19 protein-coding genes and 2 pseudogenes are annotated in these 23,658 nt (G+C 73.2%); 8 read left to right on the top strand and 13 right to left on the bottom strand.

Translation table 11 applies throughout. The annotated features are described in order from the left end of the window. The first annotated feature begins 627 nt into the window (after positions 1 to 627). The 5 genes from IE313_RS28275 to IE313_RS28255 all read left to right on the top strand — a co-directional run bounded on the left by IE313_RS28275 (position 628) and on the right by IE313_RS28255 (position 6,134). Positions 628 to 1,839 carry a polyprenyl synthetase family protein gene (locus IE313_RS28275; protein WP_229925028.1) on the top strand — a complete coding sequence of 404 codons (1,212 nt, stop codon included), beginning with the start codon at positions 628 to 630 and terminating at the stop codon, positions 1,837 to 1,839. Next, complete coding sequence (gene crtI, locus IE313_RS28270; protein ID WP_189937143.1) at positions 1,836 to 3,371, top strand: phytoene desaturase family protein; 1,536 nt, start codon at positions 1,836 to 1,838, stop codon at positions 3,369 to 3,371. Before IE313_RS28275 ends, crtI begins: the two co-directional genes overlap by 4 nt. Next, positions 3,358 to 4,371, top strand: a complete 1,014-nt coding sequence (locus tag IE313_RS28265; protein WP_189937141.1) for a phytoene/squalene synthase family protein — start codon at positions 3,358 to 3,360, stop codon at positions 4,369 to 4,371. The genes crtI and IE313_RS28265 overlap by 14 nt, the downstream gene beginning before the upstream one ends. After that, positions 4,368 to 5,378 carry a DUF5914 domain-containing protein gene (locus IE313_RS28260; RefSeq protein WP_189937138.1) on the top strand — a complete coding sequence of 337 codons (1,011 nt, stop codon included), beginning with the start codon at positions 4,368 to 4,370 and terminating at the stop codon, positions 5,376 to 5,378. The genes IE313_RS28265 and IE313_RS28260 overlap by 4 nt, the downstream gene beginning before the upstream one ends. A 336-nt stretch (positions 5,379 to 5,714) precedes the next feature. Beyond that, the gene (locus IE313_RS28255) at positions 5,715 to 6,134 is read left to right on the top strand and encodes a hypothetical protein (protein ID WP_189937132.1); all 420 of its coding nucleotides are present in this window, start codon (positions 5,715 to 5,717) and stop codon (positions 6,132 to 6,134) included. 124 nt (positions 6,135 to 6,258) lie between these two features. Here the strand turns inward: IE313_RS28255 and IE313_RS28250 are convergent, their stop codons facing one another. The 7 genes and pseudogenes from IE313_RS28250 to IE313_RS28220 form a co-directional block, all read right to left on the bottom strand. Beyond that, entirely contained in the window at positions 6,259 to 6,618 is a 360-nt protein-coding gene (locus IE313_RS28250) for a hypothetical protein (RefSeq protein ID WP_189937131.1), read from the bottom strand. A gap of 475 nt (positions 6,619 to 7,093) precedes the next feature. Further along, positions 7,094 to 8,143, bottom strand: a complete 1,050-nt coding sequence (locus IE313_RS28245) for an SDR family oxidoreductase (RefSeq protein ID WP_189937130.1) — start codon at positions 8,141 to 8,143, stop codon at positions 7,094 to 7,096. A 15-nt stretch (positions 8,144 to 8,158) separates the two neighbouring features. Next, positions 8,159 to 8,992 (bottom strand): glycoside hydrolase family 15 protein, encoded by an 834-nt coding sequence (locus IE313_RS35665; RefSeq protein WP_308439221.1) that lies wholly within the window; start codon positions 8,990 to 8,992, stop codon positions 8,159 to 8,161. An 8-nt stretch (positions 8,993 to 9,000) separates the two neighbouring features. Beyond that, positions 9,001 to 9,183: pseudogene (locus tag IE313_RS36230) on the bottom strand (enolase C-terminal domain-like protein); the annotation flags it as partial. A gap of 251 nt (positions 9,184 to 9,434) precedes the next feature. Further along, positions 9,435 to 10,583: pseudogene (locus tag IE313_RS28230) on the bottom strand ((Fe-S)-binding protein); the annotation flags it as partial. A 58-nt stretch (positions 10,584 to 10,641) separates the two neighbouring features. Next, on the bottom strand, positions 10,642 to 12,681 hold the full coding sequence (locus tag IE313_RS28225) for a CocE/NonD family hydrolase (RefSeq protein WP_189937127.1): 2,040 nt from the start codon (positions 12,679 to 12,681) through the stop codon (positions 10,642 to 10,644). A 99-nt stretch (positions 12,682 to 12,780) separates the two neighbouring features. Next, the gene (locus tag IE313_RS28220) at positions 12,781 to 14,088 is read right to left on the bottom strand and encodes an ATP-grasp domain-containing protein (RefSeq protein ID WP_189937126.1); all 1,308 of its coding nucleotides are present in this window, start codon (positions 14,086 to 14,088) and stop codon (positions 12,781 to 12,783) included. An 860-nt stretch (positions 14,089 to 14,948) separates the two neighbouring features. On the opposite strand from IE313_RS28220, the gene IE313_RS28215 reads away from it, so the two are divergent. Beyond that, a complete protein-coding gene (locus IE313_RS28215; protein ID WP_189937125.1) occupies positions 14,949 to 15,530 on the top strand; it encodes an LOG family protein in 582 nt (193 codons plus the stop codon). 293 nt (positions 15,531 to 15,823) lie between these two features. Here IE313_RS28215 and IE313_RS28210 read toward each other — a convergent pair whose 3' ends face one another. The 5 genes from IE313_RS28210 to IE313_RS28190 all read right to left on the bottom strand — a co-directional run bounded on the left by IE313_RS28210 (position 15,824) and on the right by IE313_RS28190 (position 20,942). Then, positions 15,824 to 17,008 (bottom strand): FUSC family protein, encoded by a 1,185-nt coding sequence (locus tag IE313_RS28210; RefSeq protein ID WP_189937122.1) that lies wholly within the window; start codon positions 17,006 to 17,008, stop codon positions 15,824 to 15,826. 536 nt (positions 17,009 to 17,544) lie between these two features. Continuing rightward, positions 17,545 to 17,871, bottom strand: coding sequence for a plasmid stabilization protein (locus IE313_RS28205; RefSeq protein ID WP_189937120.1), 327 nt, complete (start codon positions 17,869 to 17,871; stop codon positions 17,545 to 17,547). A gap of 197 nt (positions 17,872 to 18,068) precedes the next feature. After that, positions 18,069 to 19,043, bottom strand: coding sequence for a YihY/virulence factor BrkB family protein (locus IE313_RS28200; protein ID WP_373317081.1), 975 nt, complete (start codon positions 19,041 to 19,043; stop codon positions 18,069 to 18,071). Positions 19,044 to 19,062: 19 nt separating this feature from the next. Further along, the gene (locus tag IE313_RS28195) at positions 19,063 to 19,665 is read right to left on the bottom strand and encodes a hemerythrin domain-containing protein (protein WP_189937117.1); all 603 of its coding nucleotides are present in this window, start codon (positions 19,663 to 19,665) and stop codon (positions 19,063 to 19,065) included. A gap of 77 nt (positions 19,666 to 19,742) precedes the next feature. Then, positions 19,743 to 20,942, bottom strand: coding sequence for a hypothetical protein (locus IE313_RS28190; protein WP_189937115.1), 1,200 nt, complete (start codon positions 20,940 to 20,942; stop codon positions 19,743 to 19,745). A 395-nt stretch (positions 20,943 to 21,337) separates the two neighbouring features. On the opposite strand from IE313_RS28190, the gene IE313_RS28185 reads away from it, so the two are divergent. Both IE313_RS28185 and IE313_RS28180 read left to right on the top strand, forming a co-directional pair. Further along, positions 21,338 to 21,922 carry a hemerythrin domain-containing protein gene (locus tag IE313_RS28185; RefSeq protein ID WP_189937113.1) on the top strand — a complete coding sequence of 195 codons (585 nt, stop codon included), beginning with the start codon at positions 21,338 to 21,340 and terminating at the stop codon, positions 21,920 to 21,922. Between the two features lie 350 nt (positions 21,923 to 22,272). Beyond that, positions 22,273 to 22,497 (top strand): hypothetical protein, encoded by a 225-nt coding sequence (locus IE313_RS28180; RefSeq protein WP_189937110.1) that lies wholly within the window; start codon positions 22,273 to 22,275, stop codon positions 22,495 to 22,497. 624 nt (positions 22,498 to 23,121) lie between these two features. Here the strand turns inward: IE313_RS28180 and IE313_RS28175 are convergent. Next, complete coding sequence (locus tag IE313_RS28175) at positions 23,122 to 23,610, bottom strand: MarR family transcriptional regulator (RefSeq protein ID WP_189937108.1); 489 nt, start codon at positions 23,608 to 23,610, stop codon at positions 23,122 to 23,124. Between the last annotated feature and the right edge of the window lie 48 nt (positions 23,611 to 23,658).

Here is a 23,658-nt window from a genome sequence, read left to right as displayed (position 1 = left end):
GCCCTGCCGGGGGGACAGCCTGCCACCGGCGGAGGGAGCGGGCGTGCCCATCGGGCCCGACGCGCCGGTGCCGGCACCCGTCATGCCCACGGTTGCGGGTGCGCGCCGGTGCGGCGTGAGCCGCCGCTCGCCGCGGTGCCCCGCCCGGATCGCGCGCCCGAGGGCGAAAGGGAGAGGCGCCCCAGTCGTCCCGGCGCCTGCGGTTCCGGCCACCGCCGCGGCTGGGCAGGACGAGGCGGTGGGCGTGCCGGCCCGGCCGTGTACACCGGGCGGCCGGGCGCCGCGCAGGGCCGAGCGGCGGGTCTGCCTCTGTCGAACGGGTGACCACGTGCCGCACCTTGCGGCTGCCCGGCGCGTCGGCGTGGTCCCCTGGGGGCGACCGCCCGAGCGGCACGGCCCGCGGTCGTGGGCGGAGCTGCGGCGAAGCGGGCCGGACGTGTGCCGCCAGGACGACGAGGAGGCGGAATGGTCCGTGCCGGTGCGGAGGCGGAGGGTCCTGGCGCCGGGCGTCCGTCCGCGCAGTGCGCGCCACGGGGGCGGCCGGCGCCGACGGCCCTCCGGGAGGACCGACCGGACGCCGTCGGCCGCGACCCGCGGCCGGGGCCGGGGCCCGCCGCCGAGCACGGATTGGGCCCGGCCCCGGTCCCCGACCCGGCACGGATCGACGCCGACGTCACCGCGGCCGTCGGCCAGGTACTCGACGCCCTGCTGTCCGACCGGCTCGCCGAGGCCGCCCGTGTCGACGCCCTCTTCCGGCAGGACGTCGCCGGGCGGATCGCCGACTTCACGCTGCACGGCGGCAGGCGCCGGCGCTCGCAGTTCCTCTGGTGGGGGTTCAGGGCGTGCGGCGGTGGCGCCGACCCGCTCCGGGTGGCGGCCTGCCTGCGCATCGGGGCCTGCCTGGAACTCATCCAGACGTGCGCCCTGGTGCACGACGACGTCATGGACGGATCCCGGCGAAGGCGGGGCCGGCCCGCCGTGCACGCCTCGTTCGACTCCGCGTACGTCGCCGCTCCCCCGGCGCCCACCGGCGTCCCCTTCGGCGTCTCGGCCGCCATCCTGGCCGGCGACCTCGCCCTGGTCTGGGCCGACGACAGCTTCGCCCTGACCCCGCTGCCCGGCGGGGCCGCCCGGGCCGTGGGCCGGCTCTGGCGGGCGATGCGCACCGAGATGGTGGCGGGTCAGTACCTGGACGTGCACGCCCAGGCCGTCGCCAGCAGGTCGTCGTCGCGCGCGATGCGGGCCGCCTACCTCAAGACGGCCCTCTACTCCGCGGAACGTCCGCTCGCGCTGGGCGCCGCACTGGCCGACGCGGGCCACGCCCGCACCCGCGCTCTGCGCTCCGCGGGCCGCTGCGCCGGGCTCGCCTTCCAGCTTCGGGACGACCTCGCGGGGATCTTCGGTGCGGAGGAGGACACCGGCAAGGCCGCCGGGGAGGACGTGCGCGCGGGCAAGGCCAGCTACCCCCTCGCCGTCGCCCGGCTACGCGCCCGGTCCCAGGACGACCACCGGGCGCTGGCGGTGCTCGACGACTGCATCGGCGCCGGGGGCGGGCTGACGGCGGACGGCCTCGCCCGGGTACGGGACGTGCTCACGACGACGGGCACCAGGGCGGCCGTCGAGAGGAGGATCGCCCGCCTGGTGGCACAGGGGTTGCGGCACGTCGCCAGGGCCGAGCCGGCGCCCGGTACGGAACTCCGGCTGCGTGCGCTGATGCGGGAGGCCGCCGGCGTACCCTCCGCCGGCTCCGAGGGGCCACCGGCGCAGGCGGCGGCCCCGGGTGGCGGCGGGGCAGCGGCCGGCCGGGCCGGGCAGCGCACCGGGGGGACGCACTCATGAGGCGGCTCCCAGGACCCACGGACCACGTCGTCGTGGTCGGCGCCGGCCTGGCAGGGCTGTCGGCGGCGCTGCACCTGCTGGGTGCGGGCCGGCGGGTGACCGTCGTGGAGCGGGCGGTACGGCCCGGTGGGCGCGCCGGCCTGCTGGAACGGGCCGGCTACCGCATCGACACCGGACCGACCGTGCTGACCATGCCCCACCTGGTGGACGAGGCGTTGGCCGCGGTGGGCGAGAAGCTGGCCGACCGGGTCGAGCTGGTACCGCTCGACCCCGCCTACCGGGCCGTGTTCGCCGACGGCAGCCGGCTGGACGTGCGCACCGACGGCGCTGCGATGGAGGCGGAGGTCGAACGCTTCGCGGGGCCGCGCGAAGCGGCCGGCTACCGGCGGCTGCGCCGGTGGCTGAGGCGGCTGCACCAGGTGCAGATGGACCGCTTCATCGACAGCAACTTCGACTCGCCCCTCCACCTCCTCAACGCCGACCTGGCGCGCCTGGCCGCGCTCGGTGGTCTCGGCCGTCTCGACGCACGCATCGGACGCTTCCTCCACGACGAACGGCTGCGCCGCGTCTTCACCTTCCAGGCGCTGTACGCGGGGGTGCCGCCGGCACGGGCGCTGGCCGCCTACGCGGTGATCGCCTACATGGACACGGTCGCCGGGGTCTGGTTCCCACGCGGCGGCATGCACGCCCTGCCGCGGGCCATGGCCGACGCCGCCGCCACCACCGGCGCCGAGTTCCGCTACGGGCACGCCGTCCGGCGGCTGGAGCGCCGGGGCGAGCGGATCACGGCCGTCGTCACCGACCGCGAGCGCATCCGGTGCGACGCCGTGGTCCTCACCCCCGACCTGCCCGAGGCCCACAGGCTGCTGGGCCGGCGGCCCCGCCGTCCGCTGCCGCTGCGGTACGCACCGTCCGCGGTGGTCCTGCACGCCGGCACCGACCGCGACTGGCCCGCGCTGGCCCACCACACCCTGTCCTTCGGCCGCGCCTGGCACCGCACCTTCGACGAGCTGACCCGCACCGGTGACCTGATGAGCGACCCGTCCCTGCTCGTCACCCGGCCGACGGCCACCGACCCCGGCCTGGCGCCGGACGGCCGCCAGTTGCTCCACGTCCTGGCGCCCTGCCCCAACACCCGCATCGGCCCCGGTGCCCAGGCATGGACGCAGCTCGCCCCCGCCTACCGCGACAGCCTGCTCGGGACACTCGAACGGCGCGGCCTGCCCGGTGCCTCGGCGGTCGAGGAGCTGTGCCTGGTGACGCCCGCCGACTGGCACCGCCAGGGGCTTGCCGCCGGCACCCCCTTCTCCGTCGCACACACCCTGGCCCAGACCGGCCCGTTCCGGCCCGCCAACCTGGTGCGCGGCACCGCGAACGCGGTCCTCGCGGGCTGCGGGACCACGCCGGGCGTCGGGATCCCCACCGTTGTGCTGTCCGGGAAGCTGGCCGCGGCCCGCGTCACGGGGCCCCCGGCCGCTCCGGGACGGCGCACGCGCCCTCCTACGCAAGGAACCGCCCATGACCGAGCGTGAACTGGACGCCGCCGGCATCACCGATCCGGCGCTGCGCCGTGCGTACGCGCGGTGCCGGTCGATCAACGCCCGGCACGGCAGGACCTACTTCCTCGCCACCCGCCTGCTGCCCGCGGACCGCCGACCCGACGTCCACGCCCTGTACGGCTTCGCCCGCTGGGCCGACGACATCGTGGACGACCTCTCGGGGCCCTTCGACCGCGCGACGCGGCTGGCCCGCCTGTCGCACCGGCTCGAGGAGGGCCTGTCGACCGGGCGCACCGACACCCCGGTGCTGCGGGCGCTGGTGCACACGGCGGCGCGGCACGCCATCGATGCCGAGCACTTCACGGACTTCCTGGCCTCGATGCGCAGCGACCTCACGGTGACGGAGTACGCCACCTATGCGGAACTGCGCCGCTACATGCACGGCTCGGCCGCCGTCATCGGGCTCCAGATGCTGCCCGTGCTCGGCACCGTCGTGCCCCGCGAGGAGGCCGCGCCGCACGCCGCGGCCCTGGGCGTCGCCTTCCAGCTCACCAACTTCCTCCGGGACGTGGGCGAGGACCTCGACCGGGGCCGCGTCTACCTCCCCGCCGACCTGCTGGCCGCCCACGGCGTCGACCGCCCGCTGCTGGAGTGGAGCAGGGACACGGGCCGGGCCGACCTGCGCATCACCGCGGCACTGCGTGCCGCGGAGGACCTCACCCGCGGTGTGTACCGCGAAGCCGCTCCCGGCCTCGCCCTGCTCGACCCGGTCTCCCGCCCCTGTATCCGCACTGCCTTCGTCCTGTACTCGGGCATTCTGGACGCGGTCGCGCAGAGCGGGTACGCGGTGCTGCGGCGGCGCGCGGTCGTGCCGCGCCGGCGGCGCGCCGCGGTCGCGCTCGACGGGCTGGCCAGGGTGGCCGCGGCCCGCTACCGCGGTCGGCACCCGAGCGCCGCCGTCCCGGCCCGCGTCGCACCCGGTCGGCGGGCCGGTGCGTCCGTCCCCGCGGGAGCCGAGGGGCAGGAGCGGTGAGGGCGGTACGCCGCTCCTGCCCGCCGCCGCTGCAACTGCGCCGCCGGCCCGTCGCCTGGGTGCGGCAGCGCCCGGTGTGGCGTGACGCCCGTCCGGGTCTGATCGCCGACGCGCTGGCGCACGCCGCGAAACGGCCGTCGGGCAACTGGTACGTGGTGGGTGCCGCGCGCGACCTGCCGCCCGGGCGCCCGCTGGGGCGCACCGTCGCCGGCCAGGAGGTGGTCGTGTGGCGCGACGGCCGCGGCCGGCCGGTCGCGGGTCCCGGCGCCTGCCCGCACCTGGGCGCGCCCCTCAAGGACGGTGCGGTGCACTGCGGATCACTCGTCTGCCACTGGCACGGCCTGCGCCTGGACGGCACCGCCGCGGCCGGCTGGATCCCCTTTCCGGCCCATGACGACGGGGTGCTGCTGTGGGTGCGCCTGGACGCGGCCGGCGGCGAGCGGCCGCTGCCGACACCCGTCGTACCCGCCCGGCCTCCCGAAGCTGCCTCGGTGGCCGCGGTGTTCACGGGGACCGGCACCTGCGAGCCTGAGGACGTCGTCGCCAACCGGCTGGATCCGTGGCACGGTTCCTGGCTGCATCCGTACGCGTTCCTCGACCTGACCGTGGTCTCCGTGCCGGGCACCCCCAGCGCTTCCTGGGAGGACGGCTTCACGGTGGACGTGTCGTTCAGGGTGGCGGGGCGGCTGGTGGCGCCGGTACGTGCGGTCTTCAGCACGCCGGAGCCGCGCACGGTCGTCATGCGGATCACCGAGGGCGAGGGCCGCGGTTCCCTCGTCGAGTCCCATGCGACACCACTGGGCACGGATGCCTCGGGCCGGCCCCGCACGATGGTCACCGAGGCCGTGCTGGCCACCTCGGGGCGCCCCGGCTTCGCGGTCGCCCGGCGCGCCGCTCCCCTGCTCAAACCGTTGCTGCGCGCCGCGTCGAGCCGTCTGTGGCGCGACGACCTGGCCTACGCGGAGCGCCGCTGGCGGCTGCGCACCGGCACGGGGCTGCCGGACTGACCCGCGGGGCGTGCCCACGTGATCACCTCCGCCCACGGACGGCCGCCCCGGCGCCCCGCTGGCGGCACTTCCAAGACGTCCGGCGACGCGGGCCGCCCTGGGCAGGAGCGTCCCGGGCCCGGTCCATCGGGGGGCGTGCGACCACGGCCGTGGTCGCGAGGGACACCCCGGGGCAGTGCTGCGCACGCCCGGCGCAGCGGCGCTCGTCGCCCTTCGACCCATGCCCTTGGTGCGGTCCGATCGATCCGTCAAGTCATGGACTTCGCGGGTATGCCGCCCGAAGATTGACTCGGCCCTCCGCCGGAAGGCGCAGAAGACTCACAAGATGGAGACCGCATGCGCGCTCACCTCGCCGCTGCCCTCGGTACCGCCGTGCTGACCGCGGGCGTGTTGTCAGGCGCCCCCGCCGCCGAGGCCCAGACCTCTGCCGCCTACGCCTTCCACGTGCCGAACGGGAACACGTGGACCGACGGCACGGTGACCTTCTACAACCGGTCGGTCCTCGTGGAGGGGGTGCACAAGTCGGTGGACGCGACCAGCATGGAGACGTGCCGGGCCACCTACGCGTACACGCTCGACATCAACAGCCATGAGCTGGGGCGGAACGGCTCCGACACCGCCGACACCGCCTGCGGTAATTCCAGGAGTTTCAGCTTCACCGTTCCGGCGGACGTCGCCGGCGGGGCGGCGTTCGTACGGATCTGCCTCGACGACGGCTACTACAAGGACCTGACCTGCCTGCGCTACGGCGGCTGATCCCCGGCCCGGAGCCGCGCGGCCGCGGTCCGCTCTGCGGTTGAGCAGAGGAGAGCCGCGAAGCCTCTCGTGGGCCGGCCCCGCTGCGCGGTCCTGCGGCGGGCCCGGCCGGGAGCGGGTGCGGTCACCGCGTGATCGTCTGAAGTCGCGCGGACTCCTGACGGGCGTGCGGTGGCCGCGGGGCGTGGGGCGTGGGCCTTCGGTCGACGCGCGCCTGCTCTGCTCTGCCCTCCGACCGCCGTGCCTTCGCGCCGAGGTCCGCGCCCGCCTCGCCGATCACGTCGACGCGCTTGTTGAAGCCGTTGGCATAGGTGTTGTCGGCCGGGGTGACGTCATCGGTGCCGTCGAAGGTGAACGGCGGGGCGGTGCTGCTGAGCGGCGACGCGTCCGTGGGGAGGGGCGCGGTGTCCCCGATGAGCAGCGGTTCGCCCGGCCCGGTCGGGTGGAGGGTGGTGGGGCGGTGGAGGCCCTTCGCGTACGCCACGGAGGCCGCCACCCGGGCCGCCGAGTCCGACTTCCCGGTGGGGTCCGCACGAAGTCCGTGGCCTCGACGTCGGCGCGCCTGGATTGGTCGACCGACCCTCGACTCGACACGGATCCGATGACTGAGGCCCGGTGAGGGGGCCCCGACCTCGTCCGAGGCCGCAGCGGGGGCGTGAGGCAGAGGACCGCGACACCGCACCCTGCGAGAGCAGAGGCGAGCGCCGTGGAGCGGCGGGATGTACGGGTGGCCCCCGGGTGGATGGATCTCATGCTGTCCCTTCCCTAGAGCAAGAGCGTGACATCCGGCCAATCAACGCCATGGAGGACGGAGGCCAACAAATCAGGAGGGCAAGGCATGCAACAAGGACCAACACACCAGCGCCGCACCGGCCGCCAGCTCCACCACGGGTGCCGAGCCCGCGTCCGACGCCGGCGCCGCCCGGCCCGGCTCGACACCCGTCCGGGGTCCGCCTGCCCTACCGCCTCCAGGACCGGCGGCTCCCCGGCCTGACACGGGAGAAGGCCCCCTCCCCCGCACCGCGGAAGGCCGCCGCCGCGGCGACGGCGAGGCCCGCGGCGGCGGCGCACACCGCGGCGGGGTGCCGGGCCAGGGCCGCCTCCCAGGAGCGGGCGTGTGCGCAGTCGTCGAAGACGCCGTGCGCGCCGTGGTCGGTGCCCGCCGGCTCGTCGACGGGGTGGAACAGGTTGTCCGGACCGGCAGACGGCCGGTCGGCACTCTGCTGGGAGTCGAATCCGGTGCGGGCGAGGTAGCGGTCGAGCAGGGCGGGGGCCAGCCGGTTGCCCCAGACGGTCGCCAGGGTCGAGGCACCCACGTAGAACTGCTTGCCGCGCGGGTGGTCGCCGGCGTGCACCACGCCGCGGGCGGCGACCTCGGGCTGGTGGATCGGCGGCACCGGGCTCGGGTGGTGCGGCAGGCGGGAGCGCACCCAGGAGAACTGCGGGGTGTTCACCGCCGGCATCTGCGCAACGGTGACGTGCACGTTGCTTCCGCGGTGCAGCAGCTCCGTGCGGAGCGAGGAGGTGAACCCGTTGATCGCGTGCTTCGCACCGCAGTACGCCGACTGGAGAGGGATGGCCCGCTCGCCCAGTGCGGACCCCGCCTGCACGACGGTCCCGTGGTCGCGGGGCAGCATGCGACGCAGCGCGGCACGGGTGCCGTTGACGAACCCGAGGTAGGTCACCTCGGTCACCCGCCGGTACTCCTCGGCCGTGATCTCGTCGAACGGGGCGAAGACACTGGCGAAGGCGGAGTTGATCCAGACGTCGAGGGGCCCGAAGTGCTTCTCGGCCGCCTCTGCGGCGGCCTCGACCTGTTCCGCGTCGGCGGTGTCGGCCCCCAGGACCAGCGGGTGGCCACCGAGGGACTCGACCTCGCGCGCGGCGGTCCGCAGCGCGGCACGGCCCCGGGCGATGAGCACGACGTTGGCGCCCCGCCGGGCGTACAGGCGGGCCGTGGCGCGGCCTATCCCGGCGCTGGCGCCGGTGATGACGACGGTCATGGGCATGTTTCGGCTCCTGTCTCAGCGGTGGGTGCCGCGGGTCCCGGGTTCCCGCGCGAGGCCGGCGGCGGTCTCCAGCAGAAGGGCGTGGACGAAGGCCTGGGGCAGGTTGCCGCGCATCTGGCGCTGGGCGATGTCGAACTCCTCCGCGTACAGGTGCGACGTTCCGCAGGCGCCGCGGTTGCGCTCGAACCACCGGTGCGCCTCGATCGGGCGCCCCTGCCGGTGCTCGGCGAGCGCCATGACGAAGCCGCACATCAGGAAGGCGCCCTCGGCCTGCTCCAGCGGCCTTGCGTCATGGCGGAAGCGGTAGACGAAGTGGTCCCGGGCCAGCTCGCGCCGGCGTGCGCCCAGGGTGGCGCGGTTTCGGGGGTCCCCTACCGCCAGGGCGCCGCGAACCGCGGGTAGCAGCAGCGCGGCGTCCACTCCCGTGTCACCGGGGGCCCGCTGCCAGTGGCCGGCGGGGTGCAGGCCGGTGGCCGTCGTGGCGCTGAGCACGGTGTCGGCCAAGCTGGTACAGGTCCTCGCCAGCGGGTGGCGCGGCGCGGCGGCCGCCAGGGCGCGCAGGCCGGCGACGCAGGCCAGCCGGCTGTGGGTCCACAGCCGGTCGTCCAGTTCCCAGACCCCCGCGTCGGGCTTGCGCCAGTGCTCCTCGATCGCGCGTACGGCGAGGGAGGCGGCCCGCCAGGCCGTGCCGTCCAGGCGCTGCTGCCGTTCGGCTGCCGCGAACAGCAGCAGCGCCGGTCGGCGTCGTAGCTGGTGAAGCCGCCGCTGCCGTAGACGGGCACCTCCCGGCAGGCCGCGCCGAGCACCCTGACCAGGGGGAGGCCGAGCAGGCGGGCCTTGAGGTCCCACAGGGCGATGTCCACGGCTGAGACCGCCTGCGCGGACACGCCCGGCAGCCCGGCATTGCGCACGGCACGCTGCATCGCCTCGTTCGCGGCCGGTACGTCGAAGGCCCCGGTGCCGGTCACCACGCCGGCGAGCAGGTCGTCGACCACCCGTGCCGTGGCCGCGGGGGCGTAGGTGAAGCCCAGCCCCGTCACCGCGCCGCAGCGGACCGTGGCGAGGATCAGCGTGGTGCTGTCCCGGCTCAACGTGCCGTCGGCCTCAGGTGTGTCGGTGGGCACCGTGTAGACGGCACTGTCCACCTGCTCCACGATCGGATCACTCGTCATTCTCCCTCTCCCGTCCCAGGAGCCTGCCGGGGGTTTCCCGCCGCGCGGGAAACCCCCGGCACGCCCGTGCCTGCTCCGGCCTTCCCCGGAAGATCGCCGGTGCCCCGTGCGGCGGGGCGTCAGCGACGGTGCCGCAGGCGCACCGCGCCGCGCCCGGCGGCCGCCGCGGCGGCCGCGACGAGGCCGGCGGCGCCCGCGGTGGCCGCGCACCGGGCGGTGCGCGAGGCAGGGGAGGGGCGGTGGGCGCGGCGTTCGGGCCGCTCACCGGGCAGGTCGCCGTCCAGGCCCAGGGCCAGCGCCTCGGCCAGGTGCAGGGCGCGGCGGCCGGTGCCGCCCTGCTCGATCTGAGTGCGGCAACTGAAGCCGTCCGCGAGCAGGAGGCTGCCGGGGTCGGCGGCGCGTACGGCGGGCAGCACACCCTGTTCACCGACCGCCATGGCGACCTCGTGGTGGCCGCGCTCGAAGCCGAAGTTGCCCGCCAGGCCGCAGCAGCCCTCGTCCAGCACGTCGGCGTCCAGGCCGGCGCGGCGCATCAGCTCCCGGTCGGCGTCGTCCCTCAGGACCGCGTGCTGGTGGCAGTGTGTCTGCACGGTGGCCGCCCGGTCGAGAGCCGGCGGTCGCCAGTCGTGGGGCGTGTGGTGGACGAGTTGCTCGGCGAACGTGCGCACCTGCCCGGCCAGCCGCCGCACGTCCTGGTCGTCGGCCAGCAGTTCGGGCGCGTCGGCCCGGAACACCGCCGTGCAGGAGGGTTCGAGCCCGACGATCGGCGTACCGGCCTCCAGATAGGGGCTCAGGACACCGAGCGTCCTGCGCAGCACCCGTTTCGCGACACCCAGTTGACCGGTGGAGATCCATGTCAGGCCGCAGCACACGGGCTCGGTGGGCACGGCGACCCGGAAGCCGGCGTCCTCCAGCACGCGGACGGCCGACGCGGCGATCGACGGGTGGAAGTAGCTGCTGAAGGTGTCCGGCCACAGCACCACGGTCCGCGGGTCGGCCGGGTCGGGACGGTCCCCGCCGCGGGCCCGCCACCACTGGGGGAACGACCGCCCCGCGAACAGCGGGGCGTCCCGTGCCGGGTCCACACCGGCCAGCCGCTTGCCCGCTCCTGACAGTCCCGGGGCGTGCAGCACCGCGTTGACGAGTGCCGGGGCGAGACGCGACAGCCTGGCCCACAGCGGCAGCCAGCCCAGCGCGTAGTGTGCCGCGGGACGCAGCCGGCCCTCGTAGTGGTGGGCGAGGAACTCGGCCTTGTAGGTGGCCATGTCGTGCGGCAGGCCACCCACGGCCACCGCGCACGGGCGGGCCGGCGCCGCTGTACGACGGTCACAGGCAGTCCCTGGGCAGGGTTTCGTTCCAGACGCGGGAGAAAACCCGCCGATCGCCCTCGTAGCCGTCCAGCGTGGCGTCGACGAAGAACTCCGTCTCACTGGAGCGCAGCACCGTGCTCGTCACCACACGTACGTCCCAGTCGTCGCGGTGGAAGCGCATCGTCCAGGTCGACTCGCCGCCGACCGAGGTGAAGTCGTCCGCCACGGCGGTGTAGCGCTCGAAGGCGCGGCGGCCGACGTCCAGCCCGATGTCCTCGAAGCGCTGGGTACCCGCGTCCTTGACGATGGTCAGCTCCGCCCCGTAGCCGACCAGGTCGCGTTTGACGTCCCAGCGCTCCTCGCGGGGCGTGAGCTGGGTGGTGGCGACCGGGGGTGCGCCCTCCGGTTCCTCGAAGGGGCGCGGAGGCTGTTCGTCGCTCGTCAGCTCCCGGCGTATCGGCAGGGTGAGGGTGCTCGGGCCCTCGTACACGCTCAGCAGCGCCGGTTTGGGCGGGGGCCAGGCGAGCGGCCAGTACGAGGTGGACAGCGACAGCCGGATGCGGTGGCCGGGCGGGAACGCCTGGGCCACGCCGTTGAGCTGGACGCGGGCGCGGTAGCGCCGGCCGGGCTCCAGCGGTTCGGGGGTGCCGATGGTCTCTCGGTGGGTGAGGTTCAGCAGCCCGTAGGTGATGCGGGTGGCACGCCCGTCGGGCGCCACGTCGGACAACCGGGCGGCGACCATGGCGACCGGTTCGCTGACCGACAGCTCCAGTTCGACGGAGGGGGAGCCGAGGATCTCCACCCGCTCGGTGAGCGGGTCGGTGTCGAAGACGAGCGAGCCGCCGTCCTCCTCCCGCTGGTCGTAGGGCAGGTCCGGGGGCGCGTTGTAGGAGGCCCATTTGCCGGCGAACTGCCCGACGGACAGCGGGGACTGCACGGTCAGCGCCTCGCCCGGCAGCTCTCGGCCGGCCGGCGCCTCGCCCGGTGCGCCGATGCGGTGGCGGGTGAGCGGGTGCGCGGTCGGCTCCACCTGGGGGGAGGGCCAGTCGGGCTCGTCGACCCAGCGGCCCGGCCGCTGCTCGTAGGAGGTGGAGGGCGGCACGCTGTCCTGCATCCAGGTCCGGAGCACGGGGCCGTCCATGACTCCGTTGTCGACCCCCTTGAGCCAGTGGTCCCACCACCGCACGACCTCCTGCAGATAGCCGATGGCGGGGCCGGGCTCCCCCAGGTGCGGATACTTGTGCGACCAGGGTCCGATCAGGCCCTTGCGCGGCACGTCGAGATGGCCGAGCAGCCGTGTCACGGCGTTGGAGTAGCCGTCAGCCCAGCCGCTTGAGGCCAGCACCGGGCACCGTACGGCCTGGTAGTCCTCGCATACCGAGGCGTGCCGCCAGTAGTCGTCGCGGCGCTGGTGGCGCAGCCACTCGAGCACCCAGGGGCGGGCGTTCTCCAGCCGTTCGTGCCACATCTCGCGCCAGCGGCCACCGACCACGGCGGGGTCCGGTGGGCAGGTGGCGTAGGCGAACATGGTGCCCGCCTCGGCGAGGTTGTCCGAGAGCAGCGCACCGCCCATGTAGTGCATGTCGTCGGCGTACCGGTCGTCGGTGAAGGACGCGATGACGATGGCGCGCAGGCTCGGCGGCTGCCGGGCTGCGACCTGGAGCGCGGCGAAGGCCCCCCAGGAGATGCCCATCATGCCGGTGGTGCCGTTGCACCAGGGCTGCTCGGCGAGCCACGCGAGGACCTCCTCGGCGTCGCGCTGCTCCAGTTCCAGGTACTCGTCCGTCAGCACCCCCTCCGACTCCCCCGTGCCGCGCAGATCGACGCGGACGCACGCGTAGCCGTGGCCGGCGATGTACGGGTGGTGGATGGAGTCGCGTACGGCGCTCAGATCGCGTTTGCGGTACGGGATGTACTCCAGTACCGCGGGCACCGGCTCCTCGTCCGAGGAGACGGGCCGCCAGATGCGCGCCGACAGGCGGATGCCGTCGGACATGGCGATCGTGACGTGTTCCTCTTCCTTCGTCGCGCACGGCAGATTGCTCACCCAACGCATGGCGCCGACATGCTCCTTCCCTGGGGTTCTTGGCGGCGGGCTGCCCGGGTGCCCCCGGCCGCGGGGGCCACACCGAACCGGACAGCGGGTCGTCGCGGTTCAGGCATCCGCCTCGGCCCGGGCGCCGGGGGTGGTCGTGTCCAAGATGCGGTGCACGGCGGCGACACACCGGTCGTACTTCTCCCTCAGCTCCTCCTCGCTGTCCCCGCCGGTGAAGATGTGGGCCAGTTCGAAGCTGTAGCTGTCCTGCTGCTCCAGTTGCGACAGCCGCTGGCCCTTCTCGGGCACGACGTCGATCCGGACGCCCGGTATCTCCCGCTCGATGCGCTCGATGTCCTCCTTCGCGGGGGCCTCGCGCACCACGCCGTCGGCGAACCACCTGTGGTACCACTTGGCGGCCATCTTGTAGGGACCGGCGCGGTACGGCAGGGCCGGGTCCTCGCCGAGGGCGAGGCTGATCATGCAGTGGTGGTTCGCGATGCCGTCGACGTACTCGAAGAGTTCGGCATGCGACTGGGAGTGCCGGGGGTTGATCTCCAGCAGGTTGATCTCGTCGGTCCGCGGGTCGTAGAAGTACTCGATGCTGAACGTCGCGCCGTCCATGCCGATCTGCCGCATGACCCGGCCGGAGACGTCGCACAGCCGCCGGACCACGGGCTCCGGCAGCATGGACGGGTACTGGTGGCGCAGGAAGCACGGGCTGTCGGGGTAGTCGATGGAGTCCAGCACACCGTAGACGGTGACCTCGCCGTGGTGGACGTACCCCTCCACGGCTACCTGGATACCGCTCAGCGACTCCTCCGCGAGGCACACCCGGCCGCCCACGCCCTCCATCTCCGGCGGGAGGTCCAGCCGTTCGAGGACGTACTCGAAGGGCCTGCCGACGCGGCTTATGCCTTCGCGGATCTCGGCGACCGCCGCGCGGAACTCCTTCTCGTCCTTGACGCCGAAGGCCAGCTCGGAGGAGTACGCCAGGGCCGGCTTGAGCCACATCGGGAAGCGGACGCCGTCCGGCGGCTGCGGATCCCGGGCCTCCAGGTCGACCCGCCCGAAGCGCGGGTGCTCGTCGACGACCTTGCGCTGCTCCAGCCGGCTCCAGTACTTGTGCTCGCACTTGACCACCGACTCCAGGCCCGTGCTCCGTGTGCCGTAGCGCTCGCTCAGAATCGGCACGAGCGTGCTCACCGGGAAGTCCCAGTAGCCGACGATCGCGTCGATGCTGCCTTCGAAGGCATCGAGTACGCCCTCCGCCTTGGTTATCAGGTCCGGCACCGAGACCTCCCCGACCTGCAGGTCCTCAAGGGAGAGCAGGGGGTGGAACCGGTACTTCCGCGCGCCTGGAACGCGCCGCAGCACGGGTGTGTTGGCCTCGTCCAGGCCGATGACGAAGATGTTCTTCTCGCTCACATGTCCCCTTCCGGCTCGGGTGTCCTCCGCGGGTGCCCTGAGTACCCGTCAACGGGGCCTCGACACCGGGGCGATCGGTCGGCGGCGGGTCCGCGGCGGCGGACCCGAAGGCCGTGGGCGGGCCGAACCCCGCGGTCGTCGACAGGTGGTGGGGCCGTGAAGGCCCGCTCGTCAGGTGCGGTTGCCCGGTGCGGCCCGATTCAAAGCCCCGGGCCCCGAAGCCGGGTGCGGAACGCTGCGGCGTTGGGTGCTGCCGTGGAGGGCGCGGGCACGTCGGAGCACAGCGGAGCGTGCGGGGTGTTGCGGGGTGTTGCGGGGTGTCCCGGTACCAACCCGGGGGTTTGTCGGCCGCGACGGTGTGCGGCGCTCGCTGCGCCCGCCCCGTCCGAGCGGCGCTCGCATCCGGCGACGGCCGGCTGACGCCGGCGGGCGGGTTCCGGATGCGGCCGTGCGCGGTTCGCCGCGGACGTCCGACCACGGGGGCGTCGAACCGTGGGGGGCGCGATCTGGCCGACGCAGTGGCGGAACGACCCGTCGACCCGTGCCACGCGCGGTCCTGCCGCGGGCGAGGGATCGATCACGACGTTGCTGCCTTCAGGATGCGGGGCAGGTGGACGTGGAGGTGTGCGACCTCGACCTGGTGGCCGCGGTCTCGGAGTTCACGGGCAAGGATTCCGGTGAGATTGGATGCCCTTTCCGCACCAAGGGCTCCTCTCTCGTCCGGTGGACGGCAGCAGCCGTCGGCCGACCGTGGGGCCGCGAGCCGTCCCACGGACTCGCCCTCACAGGAAATGCCTTGGTCAGCGCCTGAGTACCTGTGGTAGACCGAAGGGCCTGCCCCGACCTTTTCCGGAGGTTTCATGCGCCGCCTCGCCGTCTTTCTCGCCTCGTCCAGCGGAAACGACCCGGCGCACGCCGCGCTGGCCGCCGGCGTCGGCACAGAGCTGGCCCGGCAGGGAATCGGTCTCGTCTACGGCGGTGGCCGCCGGGGCCTGATGGGCGTGGTGGCGGACAGCGCGCTGAAGGCGGGTGGCGAGGTCATCGGTGTCATGCCCCGCAGCATGGTCGACCGGGAGTGGGCGCACGAAGGGGTGACGGAGCTGCTCATGTGCGACTCGATGCACGAGCGCAAGGCGCTCATGGCCGAGCGTGCCGATGCCTTCGTCGCCCTGCCTGGCGGCCTCGGCACCCTGGAAGAGATCTTCGAGGTGTGGTCCTGGCGCCAGCTCGGATTCCACGCCAAGCCCATCGGCTTCCTCGACGCCGGAGGCTTCTGGACACCTCTGCTCGGCGCCCTGCGCGGCATCGCCGACTCCGGTTTCCTCCCTGCAGCCACTCTGGACGACCTCGCCGTCGCCCCCGATCTGCCCGGTCTGCTGGAGGCGCTGCAGGAGCGGCTCCGCAGCGTGCCGCAGCCCGCGCACGGAGAGAATCTGCGGTAGCTGACCAAGTCAGCGTCCGGCGGGGCGGGAAGTTGGAGGCAGCAGAACGAGGCAGGCGCATCGGTCGCATGCGAGTCGCCCACGTGTCCACCCGGCGGTCCTGACCGTTGACATGTCAGTGGGTTCTGCGCCGTCCTCGCCCACCAGCAGGACCGTCTCACCGACGACGCCACCATCCCCATGTTCGAATGGCACCCCACCCGGTCCTGACGCTCTGCAACGGCCCGCGGGCGGTGTGCCCGACGGAACCGGGGCACGGCCGCGCAGGTCGGCAGGGGTGCGCGCCCCGGCCATCAGGCGGCCTCGGACTCTCGCACCGCGGTGTCGTACGAGGTCAGCGCACGCAGGAGCTGGCTGCTCTCCACTAGGAGTTCGCCGCTGACCGCCACGGGTACTCCCGACTGCTCGGTGAAGTCGGTGGCCAGTCGGTCGTAGAGGCGCCATGCCTCTTCTGCGGTGCGGCGCGGCTCCTCGCCGCGCGGCGAGCACGGGGCACTGCCCGATTCCAGGGCGTGTGCTTCCTCGTCGCAGAAGTCGGCCATCTGGTCGGCCAGTTCGGCATAACGGGTGAGGAAGGCGCTACCGGGCGCGTTCAGGCGGGCGTCTTCGTCGGAGAGGCCGTCGAGGGCGCGTGTGATGGTGACGAGGTGGCCCGTGACACTGCGCCAGCGCAGGTCGTGGTCCGGTCCGGGGGGCTCAGGCCCGGTGCGGCGCAGACGTGTGCCGGGGTTGAGCCGGGAACTCTCCATGGTCCACCGCCGGGCCTCGGAGACGGCCGCCGGAATCCGTGCGAGCCGTCGGGCCTGGTCGTGCCAGGACTCGGCGTCCGAGGCGGTCCACCGTGTGCGCAGGGCTTCGGCCATCGTGCGGAGCAGGGCGGCGCTGTCACGTGGCAGGCGCGCGAGTTGCTCCCGCACGTTCCGCAGGTGCACCGGGGGCAGCACGCAGGCGTTCACGCCGATGCCGATGACCGCTCCGGTGAGGGTCTCCAACAGCCGGTGGCCGACGGCGGAGGGGGAGTAGCTGCCGTAGGCGATCACGAACAGCGAGGTGGTGGCCCCGTAGAGGCCCTGCGCGCCGAACCTGCGGTAGGTGCCGAACAGGACCATGGCGGGAAGGGCGATCAGCATCGCTCCCAGAGTGCTGCCGCCGGTCGCCGCCATCGCGAACGAGGCCCACACGGCACCGGCCATGATGACCGCGAGCTGCTGCAGTCCGGATCGGAAGGAGCGGTAGACGGTGGTCTCGACCAGGGTCAGCGCCGTCCAGGGCGCGAGCAGCGCCAAGGGCGCCTTCAGCCACCAGCCGGTCAGCGCCCACGCCGCGATGGCGGCTCCGGCCGCCTTGCAGGACTGCACCACGGTGTCACGCTCGGGACCGGGCCGGCGCACGGCGGCGCTCGCCGTTCGCCGCAGGGCCGCCAGTTCCCGACCGAGCCGCCTGGCCCCCGAGGCCAGGCACGTGCCCAACGACGACACCGGACTCCTTTCTCGACTTCCCCGGCCTTCCCGGTTTCCCGGCCTTCCCGGCCTCCCGGCCTTCTCCACGGTGCTCTTGTCGCATGCCCGGGTTGTCCCGCGCCCGGTTCTTCCCCCGTGCCCGGGGTCCTTCCCGCGGCGTGGCCGACCGCACGGCGCGCGCGGGGGCCCTGCGCGGCGAGGCGAGGCGAGGCCCACGGCCGGCCCGGGCCGTGGGCCGTCGCAGAAGCGCAGACGGCTCCGCTGACTGAGCGGGCCGCCGTCTCCCCCGGCCCCGCGTTCCCCCCGGGGCCCCGGTCGACAGGGGCACGGTCGACGCGGCCGGCCCCGGACCTCTGGTGCCTGCGCCCCGCGCCCGCGCACGTCGCCCATCACGGGCCTCGTCCGGACACGCACCGGCCCCGGGACCGGCGTGTGGTGCGGGACGGCGCAGCACGGGCAACGGCACGGGACCGGCGCGGCCGCGGCAGGCGGCCCGGCGCGATCCCGGGCACGGGGCAGGGACTGCTCACCTGCTCCTGCTCACCTGCGACTGCTCACCTGCCGAGGGCTTTGCGCAGTTGCTGCTTGTTCATCGAGGAGCGCCCCTCGACGTTCTTCTTCTTGGCTTCCTCGTAGAGCTGGTCCCTGGTCGGACCCTGGGGGCCCTGGTGCGAACGTTCGCCGCCGCGCTGGGACGCGGACTTCGGGTCCCGGGTCGAGACCTTGCTCGCCGAACGAGCCTCGCCCGTGCGTGCCCGCTCCTTGTTCACGGTGCGCGCCGCGATCTCCTTGGCCCGCCCCGTGGACGCGCCCCGGCGCTCCGCACCCTCCTTGACGTGCTCGTACTGCCGCTCACGCTTCCTGTTCGAGCCGGCCGGCATGACCTACCTCCGATCGCACATCGTGGATGTCGTCCCTCCCGGGTGCCCGGAATCGGCCATCTGTCACCTACGGCTCACCGGACCACCCGCAACCGTGCGTCACCGGTCCCGGTCCCCCGCCCGCGCGACCGCGGGGGTCTCCCGGTCGTCGGCCGGGCCCGGGGCGGGGCGCGGTGCCGGGTCCTCGGATCGCGCCTTCAGAGTTTGCGGGTGTCGCGGGGTTCGGCGTAGGGCTCCTCGCCGGGCGGGTGGCCGCTGTCGATGGCACGGGCGCGTTCGAGTTCGGCGTTGAACTCCAGCCCGAGCAGAACGGCGATGTTGGAGATCCACAACCAGATCAGGAAGATGATGATCACGGCCAGGCTGCCGTAGGTCTTGTTGTAGCTGCCGAAGTTGGCCACGTACACGGCGAAGGCGGCGGACGCGAGGATCCAGATGAGCACGGCGACGGTGCTGCCGGGGCTGACCCAGCGGAAGGGGCGCTTCACGTTCGGGGACGCCCAGTACAGCACCGCGACGATCACCATGAACAGCACGACCATCACGGGCCACTTGGCGAAGTTCCACACCGTCACGGCGGTGTTGCCCAGGCCCAGGACCGCCCCGGTGCGTCTGGCCAGGGTTCCGGTGAACACCACGCCCACCGCGATGGCGGCCAGCAGCACCACCACGACGACGGTGATCGCGAGCCGGACGGGCAGCGTCTTCCACACCGGCCTGCCCTCGCCGATGTCGTAGACGGCGTTGGATGCGCGCATGAAGGCCGCGATGTACCCGGAGGCCGACCACAGGGCGACCGCGATACCGATGGCCAGGCCGATGCCCGCCCGGCCCTGTCCGGCCTCCAGTTGCTTGAGGCTGCTGTTGAGGACGTCGCGCACGGCCCCCGGGGCGAGAGCACCGAGGTTGTCCATCAGCGGTCTGATGGTGCCGGTGCCCGCCAGCCCGAGGATCGACACCAGGGCCAGCAGGGCCGGGAAGATCGACAGCACTCCGTAGTAGGTGAGGGCTGCCGCCCAGTCGGTCAGGTTGTCACCCTTGAACTCCTTCGGGGTGCGCTTGAGGGCCGCCTGCCATGAACTCCCGGGCATGTCCGTCGGCTTCCGGGCCGGCGTCCGCTCGTCCGCTCCGGCGCGGTGACTGCCGCGGCGTTCCTCCCTGTGCTCCGCCATGACTCGTCCCCGCCGGGTGTCACCGACCCTTGCCGGTGGCTTTTCGGATGGCGTCGCGGGCCCGGTCCGCGATGGCCGCGATGGGTCCCAGGGCGACGTTCTCGGCCCCGCTCTCCACCCCGGGGTGGGGATGGGTCGGCGCGGTGGCCTCGGCCGCCTTGACCGCCTGCGCCATGGTCGCCAGGGCCCCCTGGTCGTGGATGCGGCGGAGCTGGGCGAACTCGTAGCGCTCCTCGGCACGGGCGTGTTCGGTCACGGCCGTGCGCAGTTCCTGCAGCAGGGGCATGAACCGCTCGTCGGCCGGGTCCATGCCGTCGAGGCGGGCGAGGAGTTCCTTCGCCTTGCGCTCCTCCTCCAGCCGTTCGTCGACGATCTGCGCGCCTCCCTCGACGGACCGGCGCGCATAGGGGTGGACGACCTCCTCCTCGGCGGTCTCGTGCACGGCCAGCATCCGCACCAGGCCGCGGAAGGCATCGCGGCGCTGGTCGCCCTCGCTCTGCTCGACCTCGTCGAAGAGGTTGCGGATCTCGCCGTGCTGGGCCATCAGCAGGGCGACGACATCCTGGTCCGGAGAGGGCATCCCCGTCCCCGCGTCGACGTCGGGAGTGGCTGTTCCGGTCATGCGGCCCTCACTTGCTCGTTGGGTTTCACGGACACCGGCCGGCCGCCGTACGCACCGGGCGGCGGTCGGCCTCGGGGTCAGCGTTCACGCATGGCGGCGACGGGGTGGGGGCCTTCCGTCTCCATCCGGTACTCGCGGCCGAGCATGTCCCGGTGCATGTCGATGACCTGGTCGCTCGGTGCGCTCTCCCCGCCGAGGAATGCCTCCTGCATCTGCTGGAACCGCTCGTGCGCCTCCCGCACGTAGCCCGTGCCGAGGGTGGTCAGGTCCAGTTCGTCGGCGATCAGATCACGCAGATAGGTCTTGTTCGGCTCGAAGGTGAGCACGTTGGGCAGCTCGGGGGCCAGGATCTCCTGCGGCTCCCGCCCGTCCTTGGCTCGCAGCAGGTCGCAGGCCAGGCGCAGGTGCTCCAGCTCCATGTTCAGGTGCAGCTCCCAGATCGCCTTCACCTTCGGGTCGCTCTCCTGCTCCATGAAGGAGTGGTAGAGGTAGCACTCGTTGTACTCGTGGTTGACGAGCATCTCCCACCAGCTCTCCCCCGGATCGACCAGGGACTCGTAGTGGGTGACGTGCTCCTCCTCGATCAGACCGATCTCCTGGTACAACTGCCGCGCGATCGGCTCGACGTAGGTGGGCCCGGTGTTCATGTAGAAGTTCATCGTCTGCTGCTCGGCCGCCATGATGGTCAGCGCGTGCAGCTTCGACAGCGGGTTCGCGGCGCGCCGGTCGTAGGACTCGCGGACGTTGTCCACGGGATGACGGTGGTGCCGGGTCGTGGGCCGGCCCGGCATGACCTCGGTGAGGCCGTCCACGATCGACTCCGCCTTGCGGTGCTCGATCATCTCGAACAGGTTGGCGTACCGGTACAGGTGGTCGAAGTCCTCCAGGACCCCGAAGCGGTAGGCCTGCGCCAGATACGGGTCCGGCTCCATCCGCGCCACCCACGCCGTCAGGTCCACGGCCACCTGCTCGTAGGCGATCGTCGTCTCCAGCACCGACGAGACACCCGGAAGCAGCCAGTTCACCGCCTTCTGCTGCTGCGCCTCGGTGTAGCGCACCTGCGCGAGCTGGCGCTTGAGATCCAGGTCGGAACAGTGCCTGGCGAGGTGGTGGTTGAAGAGGATCGCCTCGACCTCGATACCGTTCATCGTGATGATCCGGCACCGCGTGTACGGATCGCAGTGATCCGCATCGATCGGCGCCACGTTCAGCTCACGCCATGATCGGATCTGACGCTCCAGGGGAATGCCCCCGTGCTCCAGCGGATTGAATCCCATCACGACTCCATTTCGCGCGGCAGTACACACAGCCCTAGGCCATGGATAGCCGGGCGCCGCGCCTGCTCCCCCGTGGCCCCGGGGTACTCGCCCGAATGCGCGGTCGACCCCACTCCTACGGTCCAGTGCCGCACCCCGTGCGGGCGCGCAGGCCCGGCGTCCGGCGGCGTACCGGGGCGGCGGGGGGTGCGGCGTGGGGCCCGTGCGGCCTGTGCACGGAAGCAGGCCGCGCGGAAATCGCCTCCGCCCCACGTGGCGCCGCCACTTCGTCCTCCGGCCGGCCTTCGAGGGCGGGCGGCCCGCCGCACACCTGATCATTCCCTCCGCACCTGGTTTCCATCGGACCGCCGTGGCCACTCGCACGCACGTCATCACTTGGAGGAAAGGGGCACGGCATGGACAAGGCACAGGAGGAGCGGGCGCAGGCGGAGCAGTTGCCCAGCGGCGACGTGGTGGCGATCCTGCTGCAGCAGCACGCCAGGATCCGGGACCTGTTCGGTCAGGTCAGGGCCGCGCACGGGCAGGAGCGGAAGGCGCGGTTCGACGAACTGCGGGCGCTTCTCGCGGTGCACGAGACCGCCGAGGAGATGATCATCCGGCCGGTGGCCAAGGACACCGCGGGCGAGGCAGAGGCCGACGCCCGCAATCACGAGGAGGACGAGGCCAACCGCGTCCTCGCCCGGCTGGAGCGGATGGATCTGGAGAGCCCCGAATTCGAGCGGGAGCTCGCGGAGTTCGAACGCTCCGTGGGCGACCACGCCGAGCACGAGGAGGCCGAGGAGTTCCCCGCGGTCCGCGGCGGACGTGACGAGGACCAGTTGCGCAGGATGGGCGGGCGGCTGGAGAAGGCCGAGAGGGCGGCGCCCACGCATCCGCACCCCACCACGGCCGGATCCCCCGCCGCACAGTGGATGGCCGGCCCCTTCGCCTCGATGGTCGACCGGGCCCGCGACGCCCTCGGCGGCACGGCGAAGGGGTGACCCCCGGCGCCCGCGAAGGGCCGGCACCCGGGCTTTCGCGCGGGCCCGTCCGCGTCGCGGCACCCGGGTCCCGGTCTCCTGCGCACCGCGCCGCAGGCCGCGCCGCGGTGCGTGACGGAGGTGCCCGTCTCCCCCCGGGCGCGGCCCACGCCCGCCCCCCGGGCTCCCCCGCGGTATGGGCCGGGGCCACACGGGCCCGCGGCTCGCGCGACGCTTCGATGACGACGGCCCGCACGAGGCGCCGACGAGGGGCCTGCTCACCGTGGGCACACGGGCCCGCCCGGACCTTTGGGGGCCGGGTCGATGGGTACGCGGGCCGAAAGGCCAGCCATCGAGACCAAGGAGCCACCATGGCGACCGAGACCCGTATGGGCGCCAAGGACAGGACATACAACCTGGTCAGCGTCCTGTACCACACACTCCGTGAATCGTCGACGCTTGAGACCTACATCACCGACGCCCGTGAAGCCGGCGACGACGAGCTCTCCGGTTTCCTTCAGGAGATCCAGTCGCAGGACCGGGACCGGGCGCAGAAGGCCAAGAGGCTGCTGACCGGACGCCTCTCCCAGTCATAGCCGAACCACGCGGGCTTCCGGGCACACGCCGCCCACCGGGGTTGACGCACGGTGTCTGCGCCGAGTTCCGGACCATGGACGACGCGCGTTCGCGAAGCCCTCCGGAGGAGCTACGTGCGGACCGTAAGGAAGCGCCCCCGACCGGGAGCGCCGCGCACACGGGGGCGCCGCGCACCTCCGGGCCGATCGGCGCCCCGGGGGCGACCGCCCTCCTGGACCTGAAGCCCCTTGCCTCCCCGGCTGCGGTGCGTACACACCGTACCCACCGTCTCGTACACATCGCGCCCACCGCCGCGCACACAGCGCACACACCGCGCCGCCGTGTCGCACACACCGCACCTGCCGTGCCGTGCTCGGCCCGCGCACGTCCGCCGTGCCGCGCCCACCAGGCCGCGGACCGCCTCGCGGTGCCCGGGCCCCGAGCAGCCTCCGCCAAGCCCCCGAACGGTACGAGCCGGCGACCCGAGAAAGTTGCCGTTTGACAATTATAGTCGCGAGGCAACAAAGTAACCGTGTCGGACGCGTGCGGGGAAGGATCTTGGATGTTCCGGTCGGCGGGGGGTGCTCCGTGCGCTGGTCACCGACACCGCGAGGTGCTGGTGGGTCCCGTGCCCGAGGTGGCGGTCAGGCGGTCCGGCTGCCCGGGTCGCGCACCTCGTCGTCCTGCATCTGTACGGACGCCGCCTCACAGAAGGCTTCCAGCCCCTGCAGCAACGACATCCGCCCTGCGACGGGCATCTGGTCCAGCACCGCCTGTAGCGCCGCCTCCCTGCGCGCGCGCAGATCGGCGAGGAACGCACGGCCGCGCCTGCTGAGGTGCAGGCGCACCTCACGCCTGTCGGCGGGGCTGTCGGTGCGCTCCACGAACCCCGCGGCCTGCAACCGATCGCACAACCGGCTCGTGGACGGCGGCGTGGAGGCGAGGGAGTCCGCGAGGGTGCGGAGGTTGATGCCCTCGTGGTGTTCGAGGATGAGCAGCACACGGAGCTGGGACGCTGACGTCGGAGAGGACGATGCCCGGCCCCACAGGACCTCAAGGAACTCCGCGGCCCTGGAGGTCACGCGCGCGATCTCGTCCGGCTCCGGGCGGGGGCGGAAGGTAGTCACTGTCACACTCTCGCAGGCACTGGTATGTCCATCAGCGTACTAGGCGTGCGAGTG

The sequence above is a fragment of the Streptomyces sulfonofaciens genome, from assembly GCF_014656295.1.
Classification (GTDB): domain Bacteria; phylum Actinomycetota; class Actinomycetes; order Streptomycetales; family Streptomycetaceae; genus Streptomyces; species Streptomyces sulfonofaciens.
This window is presented reverse-complemented; position numbering and strand designations above follow the sequence as displayed.